General features: G+C 64.2%; 15 protein-coding genes. 14 read left to right on the top strand and 1 reads right to left on the bottom strand.

Annotation, left to right across the window (positions count from 1 at the left end; translation table 11 throughout):
• Nucleotides 1-34 precede the first annotated feature (34 nt).
• From CVV68_RS16075 to CVV68_RS16020, 12 genes are all read left to right on the top strand, one after another.
• Complete coding sequence (locus CVV68_RS16075) at nt 35-2,188, top strand: acetate--CoA ligase family protein (RefSeq protein ID WP_110502023.1); 2,154 nt, start codon at nt 35-37, stop codon at nt 2,186-2,188.
• 80 nt (nt 2,189-2,268) lie between these two features.
• Nucleotides 2,269-2,883, top strand: coding sequence for a TetR/AcrR family transcriptional regulator (locus tag CVV68_RS16070; RefSeq protein ID WP_110502022.1), 615 nt, complete (start codon nt 2,269-2,271; stop codon nt 2,881-2,883).
• A 37-nt stretch (nt 2,884-2,920) separates the two neighbouring features.
• Nucleotides 2,921-3,763 (top strand): VOC family protein, encoded by an 843-nt coding sequence (locus CVV68_RS16065; RefSeq protein WP_110502021.1) that lies wholly within the window; start codon nt 2,921-2,923, stop codon nt 3,761-3,763.
• 103 nt (nt 3,764-3,866) lie between these two features.
• Nucleotides 3,867-5,072 carry a thiolase family protein gene (locus tag CVV68_RS16060; RefSeq protein ID WP_110502020.1) on the top strand — a complete coding sequence of 402 codons (1,206 nt, stop codon included), beginning with the start codon at nt 3,867-3,869 and terminating at the stop codon, nt 5,070-5,072.
• A gap of 9 nt (nt 5,073-5,081) precedes the next feature.
• Nucleotides 5,082-5,513, top strand: a complete 432-nt coding sequence (locus CVV68_RS16055) for a Zn-ribbon domain-containing OB-fold protein (protein WP_110502019.1) — start codon at nt 5,082-5,084, stop codon at nt 5,511-5,513.
• A gap of 1 nt (nt 5,514) precedes the next feature.
• Entirely contained in the window at nt 5,515-6,996 is a 1,482-nt protein-coding gene (locus CVV68_RS16050) for an aldehyde dehydrogenase family protein (RefSeq protein WP_110502018.1), read from the top strand.
• Between the two features lie 253 nt (nt 6,997-7,249).
• A complete protein-coding gene (locus CVV68_RS16045; RefSeq protein WP_110502017.1) occupies nt 7,250-8,749 on the top strand; it encodes an MFS transporter in 1,500 nt (499 codons plus the stop codon).
• A 238-nt stretch (nt 8,750-8,987) separates the two neighbouring features.
• Nucleotides 8,988-9,881, top strand: coding sequence for a MaoC family dehydratase (locus tag CVV68_RS16040; RefSeq protein ID WP_110502016.1), 894 nt, complete (start codon nt 8,988-8,990; stop codon nt 9,879-9,881).
• Nucleotides 9,882-9,906: 25 nt separating this feature from the next.
• Complete coding sequence (locus CVV68_RS16035; protein WP_110502015.1) at nt 9,907-10,677, top strand: electron transfer flavoprotein subunit beta/FixA family protein; 771 nt, start codon at nt 9,907-9,909, stop codon at nt 10,675-10,677.
• A gap of 14 nt (nt 10,678-10,691) precedes the next feature.
• Nucleotides 10,692-11,678: an electron transfer flavoprotein subunit alpha/FixB family protein gene (locus tag CVV68_RS16030; RefSeq protein WP_110502014.1), complete on the top strand. Its 987-nt coding sequence runs from the start codon at nt 10,692-10,694 to the stop codon at nt 11,676-11,678.
• A gap of 66 nt (nt 11,679-11,744) precedes the next feature.
• Nucleotides 11,745-12,632, top strand: a complete 888-nt coding sequence (locus CVV68_RS16025) for a cytochrome b/b6 domain-containing protein (protein WP_110502074.1) — start codon at nt 11,745-11,747, stop codon at nt 12,630-12,632.
• Between the two features lie 83 nt (nt 12,633-12,715).
• Nucleotides 12,716-13,459: an SDR family NAD(P)-dependent oxidoreductase gene (locus CVV68_RS16020; RefSeq protein WP_110502013.1), complete on the top strand. Its 744-nt coding sequence runs from the start codon at nt 12,716-12,718 to the stop codon at nt 13,457-13,459.
• 1,329 nt (nt 13,460-14,788) lie between these two features.
• On the opposite strand, the gene CVV68_RS16015 is transcribed toward CVV68_RS16020, so the two are convergent.
• A complete protein-coding gene (locus CVV68_RS16015; protein WP_110502012.1) occupies nt 14,789-15,568 on the bottom strand; it encodes an N-carbamoylsarcosine amidohydrolase in 780 nt (259 codons plus the stop codon).
• A gap of 837 nt (nt 15,569-16,405) precedes the next feature.
• Between CVV68_RS16015 and CVV68_RS23950 the strand changes: the two genes are divergently transcribed.
• Nucleotides 16,406-16,567 carry a hypothetical protein gene (locus tag CVV68_RS23950; protein ID WP_211320873.1) on the top strand — a complete coding sequence of 54 codons (162 nt, stop codon included), beginning with the start codon at nt 16,406-16,408 and terminating at the stop codon, nt 16,565-16,567.
• Nucleotides 16,568-16,721: 154 nt separating this feature from the next.
• On the top strand, nt 16,722-18,074 hold the full coding sequence (locus CVV68_RS16000; protein ID WP_110502010.1) for an MFS transporter: 1,353 nt from the start codon (nt 16,722-16,724) through the stop codon (nt 18,072-18,074).
• Nucleotides 18,075-18,459: the final 385 nt, after the last annotated feature.

The raw sequence follows: 18,459 nt of genomic DNA, 5'->3' as shown, positions 1-18,459 counted from the left end.
TACTCTAAGTTTCACCGAAAGGAACCCTTTTCGCATGACAACGATGACAGGCGAGGTCGCCACATTGAAGACCCTTGACACGGCACGGCTGCGTGAACTTGTTGAACCCCGAAGCATTGTGATCATCGGCGCCAACACGAAGTCCAGCTGGTCGCACTTCACCCATTCCAACCTCCGCTCCGGCGGTTTTGAGGGGGAGCTTTACATGGTCAACCGGCGCGGGGAGGAATGCCACGGCCAGCCGTCGTTCACCTCGATTGCCGAACTGCCCACCGTGCCCGAGCTGGCCATCGTGCTCACCGGCGCCAACTCGCTCGAGACCATCCTTGAAGAGGCCAGGGTCAAGGGCATCCGCAACCTGATCATGCTGGCCGCCGGCCTCGGTGAGGCCGGGCCTGAGGGCCAGGCGCTTCAGTCGCGGCTCGTGGAGCGTGCGCGCGAAGCCGACCAGCTCATACTGGGCCCAAACAACCTGGGTTTCGTGAACTCCCACGCGAAGGTGGCCGCGTTCAGCCACATGACGCAGATGCCCATGATCCCCGGCGGTGTTGGTGTGGCCAGCCAGTCCGGAGCCTTGGCCATCTACCTCCTGCCGCACATGGCCTCCCGCGGGGTGGGCTGTTCGACGGCCGTCACGGTGGGCAACGAGGCCATGATCACCGCCATCGACGTCATGGACATGCTCGTTGACGATCCCGACACCCGCGTCATTGCCGCCTACCTGGAGCAAATCTCCAACCCGGGCCACTTCCTGTCCGTGGCGAAACGCGCCCGCCTGGCCGGCAAGCCGATCGTGGTGTTCAAGGCAGGCCGGGGCGAAGCCTCTGCCCGCGTGGCAGCCGCCCACACCGGCTCGCTCGTGGGGGATGACAAGATCATCGACGCCGCGTGCAGGCAGTTCGGCGTGGTGCGCGTGGACAACATCGAGGACCTGGTGGCGACCGCCGGCATCATGGAATCCCACGGCCGGATTTCCGGCAACCGCATGGGCGTGGTGACCGGCTCCGGTGCCATGTGCGCACTGATCGCCGAGAAGGCCGAGGAAGCCGGGCTGGAAATGCCCGCCCCCGCCGAGAGCACGGTGCAGGCCCTGCACGACGCCGGCCTGCCCACCTTCTCCACCGTCAACAACCCCATGGACACCACCGGCTACATCTCGGTGGACCCGACCATCATCACCAAGGCCAACCAGTGCTTCATTGACGACGACAACTTTGACTTCATCGTCATCAACAGCGGCTGGCCCATGAGCAAGCCCATGGCTGACATGGGCCGGCTGAACCAGGATGAGCTGCACCGCCAGCTCACCTCATCCCCGAAACCCGTCATTGGCATGAGCTTTCTGCCCACCGAGGTCACCGAATTTGGGCGCAACTTTGCCACCGAACACGGACTGCCGCATGCCTCTGATTCCTTTGACCGCGGCATCCCGGCCGTGGCCCGCAGCGCCTGGTGGAGCAAGCGGTCGGATGAACTCGCCACCGACCCCGTCGTGGCACCGACAGAGGTGATCGAGAAGCCCGCCGGTGCCGAGGGCTGGACCGAAATTGAGGCCGGCGCGTTCCTGCGGGAGCACGGCGTTCCGTACGTTCCGGCCGCCGTCGCCACTTCCGCCGAGGCGGCCGTTGAGGCAGCCGAGGACACGGGCTACCCCGTGGTCCTCAAGGTTGCCTCCGAGGACATTGCGCACAAGACGGAAGTTGGCGGCGTGCGGCTGATGCTGCGCGACGCCGAGGCCGTCGCCGAGGCGTACGAGGTCATCATGGCCTCCGTGGCCGATCTCGCCCCAGGTGCACACATCCAGGGAGTGGCCGTCTCGCCCATGCGCCCCGCCGGGAACGAACTGCTCGTGGGAATCGTCCGGGACCCGCACTGGGGACTGGTGCTCGCCGTCGGATTTGGCGGTGTCATGGTGGAGATCCTCAAGGACTCCGCACTGCGACTGCTGCCCGTGGGGCCGGCCGAGATCCGGCGCATGCTCGAATCCCTCAAGGGCATTGACCTGCTGAAGGGATTCCGTGGAAGTGTCGCGACGGACCTGAATAAACTGGCCGAGATCATCTTCCGGATTTCCCAGGTGGCCGTGGGCCTGGGCGACGAGCTCGAAGAGCTGGAAATCAACCCGCTGCGTGTTGCCGGTGACGAGATTGAGGCCCTTGACGCCCTGGTCCGTTGGAAGCAGCGGTAATGCGCAGCCCAGAACCCATGTCCCCCAAGGCCCGGTGGTAGCGTTGGTAGCCCACCGGATATCCAAGCAGGAGGCGAACCATGGCCATAGTACTTTCTGGCGAACGGACCGAGCTTCCCGCCTACCAAAAGCTGCGACGCCAGCGGATCCTGGATGCGGCGAAATCGATGCTGCGCAACCACGAGTACGAATCGATCCAGATTCGCGACGTCGCAGCGGAAGCAAACGTCGCGCTGGGGACGCTCTACAGGTACTTCTCCTCGAAGGAACACCTGTACGCGAATGTCGTGTACGACTGGAGTGTGCCGTTCAACGCGGTGGAGCCGTCGCGGGAGGAGAACCTCGGCACGATCGAGTGCATCTCCCGGCGGCTGCGCATGGCGTTGGCCGCGTTCGAACGGCAGCCGAATTTCTACAAGGCCATCCTGATGCTGCGCTCCACGAACGATCCGGACGTCTCGGCGCTCATGCAACAGCTCGGCACGGTGCTCGAGGAACCCATTCTTTCGGACCTCTCGATGCTTCCGCTGGACGAGGCCTCGGACATTACGGCCATGATCTGGTGCGTGCTGATGGACCTGGTCGCCAGGCTGCTGTCCGGGGACAAGACCATGGACGAGGCACTGCGGATCTCGGACAGGTTCGTGCAGATGGTCGGCTTGCGGCTGCAGCAGTTCGAGGCCGGAACGGCCTAGGTACCGCGCCGGCGCCCCCTTTCGGGCGGGTGGCGGCATGAGCGCCCACGAGCTGGACCACCTGGCCATCGCCGTCCCCGCGTGGAGCCCGGCCGGTGCCGTCCTGAACCGTGAGCTGGGTGCCCGGTGGGCCAGCGGCTTCCCCATGGAAGACTTCAGCCCATGCCAGCTGGCCGTGGCCGAGGACATGCGACTGGAGTTGCTGGAACCCGGCAGCGGGGAACATTCATTCATCCAGCGCTTCCTTTCCGACAACGATGGACGTCCCGCACCCCACCACATCACGTTCAAGGTGCACGACATCCGTGCGGCCATTGCCGGAGCATGTCAAGCCGGGATCGATCCCATCCTCGTCAACCTGGAACATCCGCAGTGGCAGGAGGCATTCCTGCATCCCAAGGACACCGGTCTGGGCTTCCTCGCCCAGATGGTCCAGGCGCCCCACAGCGTCGAGGAGCTCACGGGTTCGGTGGGCAACGGACTCTCCTGCCCGTGGGAACAGTCGGACGCCGCACCGCTGCGCCTGCCCCTGATCCACGGCACGGTGGACAGCCTCCAACAGGCGCGGCACGTCCTGTGCGATGTGCTCGGCGCCCGGGAAATCGACGCCGAGGCCGGCCCGTTGACGGCCGGCTTCCACTGGGATGAGGGCGCCGACCTGCTGCTGACGGAAACACCCCAGGGCAGCATCGACGCGCAAAACCCTTCATCCCGCACCCACGGCATCCACGGCATCCTGGCGGTCCCGGCGGACGTGCAGTGGCAGCTTGGCGATCATTGGGATGAGCTTGACGGGCTGCTTGCCGGGGGAACCCTACACCCCGAGCTCGGCCTGCGCATCTCTTCCGTCGGCCACGTTCCCGCGGCCGCCGGCCCTTAGCCGGCACGGCACGTAGCGACACCACCACACCACGAGCAATAACCCTTCGGGCACCGGCACTGCGTGCCCGCACAACAACCAACAAGCAATGAAGGAGACCACCATGGGACTTCGAGGGGAAGCCGCAATCCTCGGCTTTTACGAACTGCCGCCGGAACGCAAGCTGGCACGGGAAAAGACCTTCAACCTGGAACAGTGGGCCCGCCTGTCCAAGGCGGCCCTGGACGATGCCGGGCTGGATGCAACAGACATCAACGGCATCGTCACGCCGCTGATCGGCGAGGCGAGCATGTTTGTTCCCTCCACCATCACCGAGTACCTGGGCATCGATGCGAACTTTGCCGAGATCGTCGACCTGGGCGGGGCCGGCTCGGCAGCCGCCGTCTGGCGCGCCGCGGCCGCCGTTGAACTTGGTCTGTGCGACGCCGTCCTCGTCACCTTCCCGGGGACGCACGAGGTGCCCACGGACGAGCGCCGCCCGTTTGTCATGGAGGATTCCATGTACTTTGGCGCATCCTCCAACAAGTATGGTTCTCCGCAGGCGGAATTTGAAATCCCGTACGCAAACCTGGGGCAGAACGGCCCCTACGGCCAGATCGCCAAACGCTACGGCTACGAGTTCGGCTACGACGAGCTGGCCATGGCGAAGATTGCCGTGGACCAGCGCACCAACGCCTGCGCCACGCCGGGCGCCGTCTTCCATGGCAAGCCCATCACGGCCCAGGACGTCCTGGCCTCCCCGATGGTCGCGGACCCCCTGCACTTGCTGGAGATAGTGATGCCCTGCCAGGGCGGCGCCGCCGTCGTGATTGGCAACAAGGACCTGGCGGCCAAGTCCAAGAACCGCCCCGTCTGGATCAAGGGCTTTGGCGAACGCGTCCCCTACAAGACACCCACCTACGCGAGGGACCTCATGTACTCGCCCATGGTCCACGCGGCGGACCAGGCGTTCTCGATGGCCGGGATCACCCGCGACGAGGTGGACATGGTCTCCATCTACGACTGCTACTCCATCACCGTGCTCATGAGCCTGGAGGATGCCGGCTTTGCCGAAAAGGGCAAGGGCATGCAGTTCGTGAACGAGCACGACCTTACGTTCCGGGGCGACTTCCCGATGAACACGGCAGGCGGCCAGCTGTCGTTTGGCCAGGCGGGCATTGCCGGCGGCATGCACCACGTGATCGACGGCGTCCGACAGATCATGGGGCGCGCAGGCGAGGCACAGGTTGCGGACTGCAACCGCGCCTTTGTCACCGGCAACGGCGGCATCATGAGCGAGCAAACAGCACTGATCTTCGAAGGGGAGTAGGAAAACACCATGAGCACCACATACACGCCGCCGGCATTCACCGCGCCGCTTCCGGTCCCAACCCCGCTGACCCGGCCCTTCTGGGACGCCCTGGCCGAGCACAAGGTCCGCATCCAGTACTCCCCGTCGCTGGGCGAGTACATCTTCTACCCCCGCCCGCTGGCGCCGCGCACCCTGGCCGACGACCTCCAGTGGCGCGAGATCTCCGGTGCCGGAACGCTGTACACGTACACGATCACCACGCGCCCGGTGGCACCGCACTTCGCCGCGGCGGGGCCCATGGTCCTGGCCGTGGTGCAGTGGGACGAGGGGCCCAAGTTCTCCACCGAACTTGTCAATGTCGCCCACGAGGACGTGCGGATCGGCATGCGGGTCAAGCCCGTGTACTGCGACTACCCCGAAGCGGGCATCACCATGCTCCGCTACGAGCCGGAGGCCTGAGATGGTTGCCGTTACCGAGGAGAAGCAGCCCGAATTCGTCCTGCCGGAAGTGACCCTGCGGATTGGTTCGGCCACGCGCACCACGGGTGACCGGACACACGAGCACATCAACCCGGCCACGGGCCTCCCCGATGCAGTGGTGCCCATGGCGGGCGCGGCCGATGTTGACGAGGCCGTCCGAAACGCCCATGAGGCGTTTTCGGTGTGGAAGGCAACGCCTGCCGTCCAACGGGCGCGCGCCTTGCTGAAGCTGGCCAGCCTCGTTGAGGACCACACGGCAGACTTCGCGGCCCTGGCCACCGCGGACAACGGCACCCCGGCAGGGACGGCGCAGCTCATGGTGGGCGCCGCGGTCGAGTGGATCCGCTATTACGCTGGCTGGGCAGACAAGCTGCCCCTGGGCCGCATCACGTCGGTGGCCGGTGCCGGCGGTTCCTTCGGGCACACGCTGCGCCAGCCCTACGGGGTGATCGGCGTTGTGATCACGTGGAACGCACCGCTCATTTCGCTGGCCATGAAGGTTCCGGCCGCGCTGGCGGCCGGCAACACCGTGGTGGCCAATCCAAGCGAGCTGACCCCCTTCAGTGCCATGCTCTTCGCCGACCTCATCCGCGAGGCCGGGGTTCCCGACGGCGTGTTCAACGTCGTCACCGGCGGCGCTGAAGCAGGCTCCGCCCTCGTGGGCCACCCACTTGTCAAAAAGGTGTCTTTCACGGGGGGACCCGACACGGCACGGAAGATCACGGCCGCGTGCTCCCAGACGTTCAAGCCCGTCCTGCTGGAACTGGGCGGAAAATCGGCCAACGTGGTGTTTGCTGACGCCGACCTTGAGGCCGCCGCCCTGCACGCCGCCTTCATGGCGTTTGGCGTCATGACCGGACAGGCCTGCGCCCTGCCCACCCGGCTGCTCGTCCAGGATTCCATCCACGACGAGTTTGCGGCCAGGGTGGCGGAGATTGCCGCCTCGTTCAAGGTGGGCAGCCCGCTTGAGTTGGACACCATCTGCGGGCCTGTCATCAACCAAGGTGCCATCGACCGCATCGAGGCCATGGTGGCCCAGGCGCGGACGGACGGCGCCCGCGTCCTGACCGGCGGCACCCGCCTGGGCGGCGAGCTGGCCGACGGCTTCTACTATCCGCCGACCGTTGTGGCGGACGTGGACCGGGAGAGCGAACTGGCCCGGCAGGAAGTCTTCGGCCCGGTCCTGGCCGTCATGCGCTTTTGTGATGAGGCCGACGCCGTGGCACTGGCCAACAGCACCGACTACGGCCTCTCGGGCTACCTGTGGACCTCCGACGCCAAGCGCGCCGTGAGGGTCGTCGAAGCGCTGGAAACCGGTGAAGTGGTGGTCAACGGGGCGCCGAATGCCGTGGCCGAGCGCCCCTTCGGCGGCATCGGCCACTCCGGCAACGGCAACGAAGGCGGCCTGGAAGGACTTGAGGAGTTCTTCTGGACCAAGTCCGTCGCCTACGGCGCCACCTAGGCGGCAATCCCCGCACTGTCCATTCCGATCTGCTTGTCCTTTTTGCCCCGCAGCGCACCCGCCAACGGTGCCCCGCGGGGAAGCGTGTCAAAACCGTTGGTGCCGCCTTATAAGGCGGCACCGACGGGACTCGGCGGGCGCATCACTGACGTGTTCGTCCGCCGTATTCAAAGAATGTTCGTTACCCCGCCCGCCGATTCCGTGAGGGCACAACCACTTTCTTTTCAGCACACCCAAGAAAGGCTGGACAAAGATGTCCTTCGCTAACCTCCGGAAAACCGGAACCCTGCAAAACCTCAAGCGGCCCGGATTTGCGGCCGTGGTGACCGTTCTGATCCTGGCCGAGGTTGTCTCGGCGTTTGAACTGTCCATGATGTACGTGACGCTGCCCACGCTGATCAGGGAATTCCATGTTGATGCCAGCACTGTCGCCTGGGTCGTCACGGCCTACCTGTTGGTTTCCGCGTCCGCCGGCGTCATGGGCGGGCGCTTCGGCGACATGTACGGCCGGCGGAAGGTCATGGTCATCGTCTTGGTGATCGCCTGCGTGGGCTCGCTGGTCTCCCTGATCGGCGGCAGCCTGGGCATGATCATCCTGGGCCGTGCCATCCAGGGCACCGCCGGTGCCTTGATGGGCCTGGCCTTTGGCCTGGCACGCGAACACCTGGCCAAGGAACGCATCCCCGTGGGCGTCTCCATGATCGGCGCCTCGGCCTTGATCGCCGGCGCAGGCGGAGCGTTTATTGCCGGTTTCATGATCCAGGTCTTCTCCTGGCACCTGATCTTCATCTTCTCCGCAGTGCTTGCCCTGGTGGCAGCGGTGGCCATCCTGGCAGTGATTCCGCGCGACACCCTGGTCCCCAGCAGGGAGAAGCCCGACTACCTTGGCGCGGTCCTGCTGCCCATCGCGGTCAGCGCCATCCTGTTGGCGCTTTCCAGCGTCTCCAAGACGGGCTTTGGTTCGGTCGAGTTCCTTGGCCTGATCGCCGCCGGCATCGTCGTCGCGGCCGTGTGGGTGTGGTGGGAACTGCGCATTGAATCTCCCATTGTGAACCTGAGGATGTTCAAGAACCGCCAGATCGCCCTCGTCATGACGGCCACCATGCTCGCAGCCATCGGGCCCATCGGGGGCATGTCCGTCCCCACCCAAATGGTTCTGCAGTACCCCACGACCCTGGGCTTTGGCCTCGGCTTCACCCCGGCGGCAGCCGGTATTTTCAGTGCACTGACGGCCGTTGTCGGGTACCTGTTCTCGCCGCTGGGCGGCAAGCTGGCCTTCCGTTTCGGGGCGCGCTCGGTCTTCATTGCCGGGCTCACCCTCATGGCAATCGTCATTCCCGTCATCCTTCTCAGCTACGGCAGCGTGGTGGCGTTCTGCCTGGCGATGGCCCTGAACGGAATCGGCATCTCGCTGACCTTCGGCGCCCTTCCCAATGTGCTTATTGAAGCCATCCCGGAGACCCATACCTCGGAAACGGCCGGCACCAACACGATGGTGCGCAACATCGGCCAGTCCGCGGCCACGGCCATCGGTGCCATCATCCTTGCCGGCTACCAGGACCCCAAGACCACCATCGTCGCCCAGGGCGGCATCAGTGCAAGCTTCGTCTTTGTGCTCGTGTTCGCAGTGCTGGCCGTCGTCGTTGCCGTGCTCCTGAAGCGCCATCCGGTCCCGTGGATTCCGGAAACAACCCAGGAACGTGCCATCCGGCGCGGAACCCCGGCCGAGGCTCCCGCGATGGCCGCCGACTGAGCCGCCCCGCACCCTGAACCACACGGCGTCCTGCCGGCGTTCCCCACCGGGGAGGCCGGCAGGGCGCCGTGCATTGTGTGCACCGCACCGGCCAACGCCAAGGGCAAGTGGAAACATCGTCAAACACATTATGGACAAGAACTAGAATCTCGTTATAGTATTTAGTTCATAGTGATCCGTGCCACCGTCGGGTGGCTGTCTGAATCGTTGGGGACATCCCCGTGAAAGGAGCAGGGCAGTGGCGATCCACATGCACAACATTGGCAAGACGAGTGAGGGTGAGCCCTTCTCCTGGACATCGAAAGATGCACTTTTGTATGCGCTCAGCGTCGGTGCCGGTGCCGGGGACCAGATGAAGAACCTGGCCTTCACCACCGAAAATTCGCGAGGCATCGAGCAGAAGGTCCTGCCCACGTTCGCAGTGGTGATGGGGTCCTCCTCAGGCCCCATGGATGGGCTCGGTGACTTCAAGCTCTCGCAGATCCTGCACGGTGGCCAGCAGATCACGCTGCACGGGGCCTTGGCCGCCAGCGGAACCGTGGTTCCCGTCAGCGGCATGAGCGCCGTGTATGACAAGGGAAAGAACGCCGTCATCGAGCTGAGCACGGAACTGCTGGATGCGCAGACCCGCAAACCCGTGGCCACGAGCGTGACCACCATGATCATCCGCGGCGAGGGCGGCTTTGGCGGGCCCCAGGGCCCGTCCGAAAGCTGGGAGGTCCCGGACCGTCCGGCCGATGTGAGCGTCGTGGAGACGACCACCCTGGACCAGGCCCTCATCTACCGGCTCAACGGAGACACGAACCCGCTGCACTCAGACCCGCAGCTGGCCAAGATGGTCGGCTTCGACAAGCCGATCCTGCACGGGCTGTGCACCATGGGCTTTGCCGGACGGGCACTCCTGGATCAGGTCAGCGGATCGGATCCGGAAGCTTTCGGCTCACTCAGCGTCCGCTTTGCCTCACCCGTGGTGCCCGGCGATGAACTGGCCACCAGCATCTGGAAGACCGAAACCGGTGCCGTGTTCCAGGTCAGGGTCGGGGACACAGTTGTCCTGGACCGCGGCACCTACGTCCAGCGCACTGCCGAAACGGCAAAAACCACCGAAGAACCAGCAGCGGCAACGGCCTAGGGCCGTCCGGGAGGGAAGAAAAGCCATGAAGATTGCAGTTCTCATCAAGCAGGTCCCCGACACGGGGGAAGACCGGAAGCTCACTGCCTCCGGCGCCGTCGACCGGGCCGCCGGAGACAGGGTGGCCGACGAAATCACCGAGCGCGCACTGGAAATTGCCCTGCGCGAAAAGGACGCCGACAAGTCGGTGGAGATCGTGGCCGTCACGATGGGCCCCGGAACGGCCATTGAAGCGCTGCGCAAGGCGCTCTCCATGGGTGCCGACTCGGCCATCCACGTGCTCGACGACGCCCTTGCCGGCGCCGACGCGCTCACGACCGCCCAGGCACTCGCCGGTGCGGTGCAGGGAGCCGGCTTCGACCTCATCGTGACCGGAAACGAGTCCACCGACGGCCGCGGCGGAGTAGTGCCGGCCATGGTTGCCGAACTGTTGGGCCACCCCTTCCTCGGCTCAATGGACACCGTTGCCATCAGCCGGGGCGCCGTGTCCGGACAACGCCAGGACGCCGAAAGCATCCAGATGCTGGCCGGCAGCCTCCCGGCCGTCATTTCCATCACCGAGAGCTCCGCCGAGGCACGTTTCCCCAAGTTCAAGGGCATCATGACGGCCAAGCGCAAGCCCGTGGCCGTTGTCAGCGCCGCGGCCGCCGGCCATCTGGCATCCAGCCACGCAAACGGCAACGTGGTCCTGTCCGCGAACCGCCGCCCCGCCCGAACGGCCGGCAAGAAGGTCGTTGACGACGGAACAGCCGCCACACAGCTTGCTGACTACCTCAGCGTCGAAAACCTGATCTGAAAGGGCCGCCCATCATGAGCAACATCCTTGTCAACATCGAAGTGGCAGCAGACGGATCGCTGCGCTCCACCACCGCCCACCTGCTCGGCATGGCCGCACGCCTGGGCGAGCCCGTCGCCGTCCTGGCAGCGACCGCGGGCGCTTGGGAGGAACTCGTTGCCGAACTCGGCAGCCTGGGTGCGGCGACGATCGTGGTCGGTGAGTGCCCGGCGTCGTCAAGCCACGTCGCAGCCGCATCCGTGGCCGCACTGGCCGACGCCATGGCCAGCCACGCGCCGGTTGCCGTGCTGGCCTCCACGAGCCCGACAGCGCGCGAAGTCATCGGGCGCCTCTCCGCCCGCACCGGCAACTCCGTGATCGTCGACGCCGTGGACGTCACCAACGACGGCGGCCCGATCGTGGCAAGCCATTCCGTCTTCGGCGGCAGCTACACGACGGAATCCGGCGTGGGCGCAGGCGTTGCGCTGGTCACCGTCTCCTCCAACGGCTCAGAGCAGGCCCCTGCAGTGGCATCGCCCACCGTGGAGTTGCGCCTGCTGGAGGTGGCCACCCACGCGGTTGCAGCCATCACGGACGCGGAGGTCGCCTCGGCAGGCTCGGGACGTCCCGAGCTCCATTCGGCCCGCATCGTGGTTTCGGGCGGCCGCGGCCTGGGGTCAAAGGAAAACTTTGTGCTGGTGGAGGAACTGGCCGACATGCTCGGGGCGGGGTTGGGGGCTTCCCGTGCGGCCGTCGACGCCGGGTACGTCCCGCAGAGCTGCCAGGTCGGCCAGACGGGTGTCAGCGTTTCGCCCGAGCTGTACCTAGCCGTGGGCATCTCCGGCGCCATCCAGCACCGGGCAGGCATGCAGACGGCCAAGCGGATCGTGGCCATCAATGAGGACGCCGACGCCGCGATCTTCGACGTTGCCGACTTTGGCATCGTCGGGGACCTGTTCACCGTCCTGCCCCAGCTGCGGGAGGCCATTGCAGCGCGCAGCGGCGTGCCCGCGGGCGTCTAGGGAGGTTGGAATTTGTCGCTGCAAACCAAGCCCAAACAACAGTCCCAGGGTGGGCGGAAACGCTGGATCGGGGCGGCCCGGTGGATTGCCGTCGCGGTGGTGGCGCTGGCCGTCGTCGTGCTTCTTGCCCGCTGGGCCCGTGAACTGGCCCCCGTCCAGGACTTCCTGCTCCAGTACCCCGGCCACAGCGAGCTGCCGGCAAATGCGCCCGTGGGGATTCCCGCGTGGCTCGGCTGGCAGCACTTCCTCAATGCCTTCTTCCTGGTGCTCATCATCCGGTCGGGCTGGCAGGTGCGGACCACGGCCCGGCCCAAGGCGTACTGGACCCGGAAGAACACGGGGCTGCTAAAGACCAGGGCCAAGCCGGCGAAGATCAGCCTGGAGCTGTGGTTCCACCTGTGCATGGACGTGCTGTGGCTGCTCAACGGAGCCGTGTTCGTGGTGCTGTTGCTTGCCACGGGCGCGTGGATGCGCATCGTGCCCACGAGCTGGGACATTTTCCCCAACGCGCTGAGCGCAGGCCTGCAATATGCGTCGCTGGACTGGCCAGCGGACAACGGCTGGGTCTACTACAACGCACTGCAGGTGCTCGCCTATTTTGCCGTGGTGTTCATCGCCGCGCCGCTGGCCGCCGTCACGGGCCTCCGCATGAGCCCGGCCTGGCCCAAGGGCAACGCAGCGCTTGAGAAGGCCTACCCCATGGAAGTGGCCCGCAAGATCCATTTCCCCGTCATGGTGTTCTTCACCGGATTCGTCGTCATGCACGTGGCCCTGGTGCTGTGCACGGGGGCGCTGGCGAACCTGAACCACATGTTCGCCGCACGCCAGGACGCCGGCTGGCTGGGATTTGGCATCTTCGCCGCCTCGCTCGCCGTCATGGTGGGGGCGTGCTTTTTGGCCCGGCCCCTCTTCCTGCGACCCATCGCCGGGGTGATGGGCAAGATCTCCAAATAGGTCCCGCGACTTCGGCCAGAAATGGCCACAACGTCCGCGATCAGGGATCGATCGATACCATCACCGAAAACCAAGGAGTCAACATGCAGCTCGAAAACAAGACCGTCGTCGTCACCGGTGGGGCCTCCGGAATTGGGGGTGCGATTTCCAGGGTGTTGGTGGTCCGCGGCGCCAAGGTCGTGGCGGTTGATGTCAACGGGGAGGCGGGGGAATCCCTAAAACAGGATCTTGGCGTGAACTTCCGGTTCGTCTTGGGTGATGTCAGCGAGAGGGCCGTTGCAGCGGCCGCCGTCGAACTGGCCGGCGCAACCTTTGGCGGGTTGGACGGCTTGGTCAACAACGCCCATGCATCCCGACAGGCCATGTTCAACGAACTGACCGAGGAACAGTGGGACCTGTCCTTCAACACAGGTTTCCGGGCCACGCGCCAGTTCATGGCGGCTGCCTACCCGCTGCTGGCCGTCAACGGCGGCTCGGTCGTGAACTTCGGTTCGGGCTCAGCCATGGTCGGACAGCAGACCCAGGCTGCCTATGCTTCGGCCAAGGAAGCAATCCGCGGGCTGTCCCGTGTCACAGCCAACGAATGGGCCAAGGACAACATCCGCGTCAACGTCGTCTCGCCGATGGCGCTCACCGCAGGGGTAAAGGCCTGGAGTGAGGCGTTTCCCGAGATGTACAAGGATTCACTCGCCAAGGTGCCCCTGGGGCGGTTCGGGGATCCCGAGGCGGATGTCGCCCCGATCGTTGCATTCCTGCTCTCTGACGATTCACGCTATATGACCGGCCAAACCCTGATGGCAGACGGTGGAGCCAACAAGGTCTACTGAACCTTCCAACGTTGAAGTTCCTCGTCGGACACGGCAAACCTCCTGAAGGTGGGGACTGCCCCGGCTTTGCTTGACGCCTGACTTGTGAGGATCCCAAGGGCTGCCAGGTGCCCGTTGTTGGCCTCACAAAGCCTTATTGTTCCTGGCCCGTTTCGTGACAAATTTGCTCGGGCTGTGAATCGGGCTGTCCCTACGTGTCAGGCCGGAATGAGCAAAGAGTAAAATATTACCCATGGGCGGATGGCTCAGTGGCTCTACTCGAGGCCGTGCAGCAGTCGGGTGTGAGTTCCCACCACGTCATACAGAACTCATCCCAATCCGTGCAAAGTGGAGAGTATTTAGTATCACTCGTTGTTGCAAGCGCACCATGCAGGGACAGGTCAGAATAGCCTATAGACAGCTCAAAATGGCCCCTTGTTGGTGTAGCGGGGGCCGTCGGTTCGAATCCGCCAGGGGGCCCATTGGTGGTCAATAATGTCCAATAGCCCGCAATGTTGGGACTTTTTTGGACAGGGCGGGCATGGCGTCCAGGGTTATGGACTGCATCGAACCAAACGGTCGTCGGTTCGATTCCGACATTGAGTCAGGGTGATGCCGCTGACCTGCGGTTTTGCTGTGGGGGAGCGGCTTCGAGCTGCGCCGTTTCGGAAATGTTCCGGAAAAGCTCATTAAATTGACCTCTGGCCCGTATCGGGTTTAGCCATTCCAGGGGCGTCCCTTGACGTTAGTCCGGCTCACCACGCGACGTCGTCAGACAAAGAGACTACCCTCCGTCATCCACGGCGACGCGCAACATTCCCGGTCTCAGGCGACCCACCGACGGCCGGTGAGCGGAGTGATGTCGTGTTGAACACGGCTTCACAATTCAGCTTCGCCAGGGGCTGCTCAGAGGTGGCCCATTACTAACGGTGGATGCGCCGCATCAGCGAGAAGGTTGCGAGACATAGTTTCGAGAATCACCTACCGTGAGTGAATGCGCACGTTTCAGGGAAGAGCATGCGGTTCTCACTACCCGGGTATCGAGCCGACGCGACGGTCCATTTCCCTAGAGTTGTGAGACGCCAGTGGTGTCACAGTTGGGGCCCGCCCTTCACCGGGCAATTTTGCAGGCGGGTCTTACGGGAATCGGAGGGCTACGGATGGTTTGCAAGACGCTCGAGCGAGACCCTCTGGCGACCACGGCGTCGTGTGCAGGGCGCCTTGTACGGATGTCCGGGAGTTCTATGTCCTCGCAGATGTGCAACAGTCCGGCACCACTAAGGGGTGCCGGACTGTTGTCGGGTCGGTCTGGGGATCCCGGGCCGCGGGGCTCCGAGAGTGCGGTGCGGCTTAGGCCGGATCCGCGGGGGTCGCCACCTCGGGCTGGGGATCCGAGAGGGTCTTCGGGACCGTGTCCTCGAACTGCGGGAGGGCGTTCAGGTAGCCCACGACCGAATCCGTGGACTCCACGTCACCGAACTTGTTGTCGATGTCGTAGAGGTTCCACTGCACGACGCCCGGGACACGGTCGCCGATGGTCTCCCTCGGGATGATCGGGCGGAAGCCCTTCGCGATCGCGTCCTCGACCGTGTGGCGCACGCACCCGGCAGCGGTCGCACCGGTCACAATCAGGGTGTCGATGCGGTTGGAGGTCAGGAAGAGCTCGAGGTTCGTCCCAGGGAACGCCGAGGCGCGGTTCTTCTGGATCACGACCTCGCCCTCAGCGGGCGCGATGCGGTCATCGATCTGCGCCCAGTAGGAATCCGCCGGAAGGGTCTCCGTGGGGATCTTTGAGTACCACAGGCCCATGTCGTTCGTGCCGGAGGTGGCGTCGCGGTTGCGGTACACGTTCGTGGTGTAGAAGACCGGGACCCCCTTGGCACGTGCGGCCTCGTTGATCCGCTGGACGTTCGGGATGATCACATCCATGCCCGGGCAGCTGAATGGGTGGCCCGGACGAGTCCAAGCATTCGCGAGGTCGATGTGGATGACGGCGGGGCGGTTGCCGTAGCCGATCCGACGCTTGAAACCGCGCTCGTTGTAGATGCTGGTTCCGGCTTCGAACGCTTCTTCCAGCACTGCTGCAAGACGGGCTTCGATGTCGTTGAACGTCTCTGTCATTTCAGTCATGGTTCTCTCCATTCTCTCGGCTATTGTGTTTCTAACATAGCAACTGGGTTGCTGTAGTTGATACTGTAGCGCACGTACCGACCCAGCACCAGCGCTGTGCAGAATCTGAGTTTCCATCGGACCAACTACTCGGTAGGGTGCGAGCATCGACGAGTGCGTCACTCCGGCGGCCCGGTAGGGGCCGCTAAGCGGCCGCAGCGCCACTGCTGGTCACGATCCGAGCGCGAACAGTAGTGCCTGCCCCGCGAGCGTCGGTCGGAGCGAACAGCCTTCGGACGACGTTCCGCCCGCCATGATCAGCAACCCGGCAGCAAAGTTGGTAGGCGGCCCCAGCAGAAGGCCGACTGGTTCCAGGTTCGGCCGCCAGTCAGCGTCATGGCGATCGGCGAGCCGCCAATGCTGGTCACCACTTGGCCGGCGCCGTTGATGACGGACCCGCTTGGCGCCCGGGCGTGCACCGGGTCGCTCAATCATCCTTACGGCCGGGCAGCCCGGGGCATCTGTGCAGACAAGCGCATCGCCGGAGCGCCTGCCGACGGGCTGACATGGACTGCGAAAGCCTTCTCCCGGAACGACAAGCCCATTATGGTCGACTGAATGCCGTTGTCGGGGACGCCCACGGAGTCGCACAAGGTGCATCATGACTAGTCGCGGGGTGTGGGAAATACTTTTAAACGAAATGCCTTGTTTGTTGCTGAAAGAGCAACTATATTCTATTCCTAGCGACAACAAGTAGATCTGCATCACAGTCGAGCGTCCACTCTTACAGGCATCTCCTGTGGCCCACGGCACTTCCAAGGAGTTATGACATGAGCCAGGACCTCAACGTCGAGCTGAATGACGAACTGGACTTCAAGCCCCGCGAGGCCGTCGGAGACGGGCACCGTCGCCTGGAACCTCTTCGACATCGACTCCAAGTTCGGTGACGTTGAACTACACTCCAACGTCACCGAGTACCTGAACCACCTACCCAAGTTCGACGAGACCACTACCCCGTAGAACCTGCACTCACCCACACCACGTAATGCTGCTGCTGGCACCACCACCGGCACCAGCCCCCACTTCCTTACCCGGCCGACATGTATTTTCCCGGGAAGAGACCGTTGCCACACAACGTACGTGCCGCTCACGGCACCCCACTTCGGGAGAAACAATGCAATCTGAGACGCCCTCATCGCCTGTCCCGTCCAGTCCCGCCACTCTTCGCAAGGTCACCATCGCGGCAGCGGCCGGCACGGTCGTGGAATGGTTTGACTTTGCCATCTACGGTTTCCTCGCGCCCATCATCGCCAAGGTGTTTTTCCCTGGCGATAACCACATTGTCGGGCTGTTGCAAACCTTCGCGGTATTCGCCGTCGCCTTTGCCCTGCGCCCGGTGGGAGGGGCATTCTTCGGGATGCTCGGTGACCGGATCGGTCGTAAACGCGTGCTGGCCCTGACGGTTCTGCTCATGTCCGGCGCCACCGTGGCCATGGGCATTCTCCCGGGCTATGCAACGATTGGCGTGTGGGCCGCCGTGCTGCTGACGCTGGCCCGAAGCCTTCAGGGATTTTCCGCCGGTGGGGAATATGCCGGTGCCGTCACCTATGTGATCGAACACGCACCACCCAAACAACGCTCCCGGTACAGCAGTTGGATGCCCGCCGCAACATTTGGCTCCTTCGCCGTGGCCGCCCTGCTGTGCTACCTGCTCACCGCAAACCTCTCCACCGAGGCCATGAACGGATGGGGCTGGCGAATCCCCTTCCTGGTGGCAGCACCCATGGGCCTGGTGGCCTTCTACATCCGGCGCCGACTCCAGGAAAGCCCGCTGTTTACCGAAATCGCGGCCGACTCCAAGACCAACCACGCCCGACTCGGAACCACCCTGAGCCAGCAGTGGCGTCCCATGCTGACACTGGGCGGCTACATCAGCCTCACTGCCCTGTCCTTCTACACGTTTTCCACGTATATGACCACGTTCCTGCGCGAGGTGGTCCTGCTGCCAGCTGACCAAGTCCTCATGACAAATGTGGCCGCACTGGCCTTTGCTGCTGTCCTGTCCCCAGTGCTGGGCCGGGTGTGCGACAAGGTGGGCCGCAAGGCCATGATGACAGCATCGTCCATCCTGCTGGGCGGCCTCGCGGTGCCCGCCTACCTGCTGGCCAGTCAGGGCGGACTGGGTAACGCCCTCCTCGGCCAGATCCTGCTAGCCACAGGTGCAGTGGCAGCGAACGTCGTCACCGCCGTCCTGCTCTCCGAAGTCTTCCCGACGGCAGTGCGCTACACCGCCTCCGCGATCACCTACAACGTCAGTTACGCCGTGTTCGGCGGCACGGCGCCGTTCATAGCGACGTTCCTGATCGCCACCACCGGCAACAAACTAGCCCCCGCCCTGTACCTGACCGTCATTGCCGCAGGAGCACTCATCGCAACGTACCTGATTCCGGAGACATCCAGACGCTCCCTATCCGAAGAGACCTCGACAACCAAGGCCGCAAAAACGGCCAGGGCCCGAACACAGTAGGGCACGGCGGCCACCATCAACGGCGTGGAATACTCAAGTGAACGGAGTTGCGATTCTCCTGATCCGTGAAGGCCGGCTACAGGCCCACCAAGCTGCCCGTCGGCAAGAAGGACTATGGCAATACATCGCATACTGAATTTGGAGGTCGCGCTTCAAGCCCTTCATGGTTACGAGCAAGGGACGGGTTGGGGAATACTGAGCCCTATCTATGGGCAGCGTTCTTCAGAATTGACGGGACAATTCACCGCGGTAAATTGGAGCTCGCGAGAGTTGCGCAGACGACTTCGGACATTCTGTGCACTCGCCTACTGACCCTTCTATGCTTCGAGTCAAGCCATAAGCGTTTGTAATTTCCTGAATAGTTGCCGGGCAATAGATCGCTTGA

Source organism: Arthrobacter livingstonensis (assembly GCF_003219815.1).
Taxonomy (GTDB): Bacteria; Actinomycetota; Actinomycetes; order Actinomycetales; family Micrococcaceae; genus Specibacter; species Specibacter livingstonensis.
This window is presented reverse-complemented; position numbering and strand designations above follow the sequence as displayed.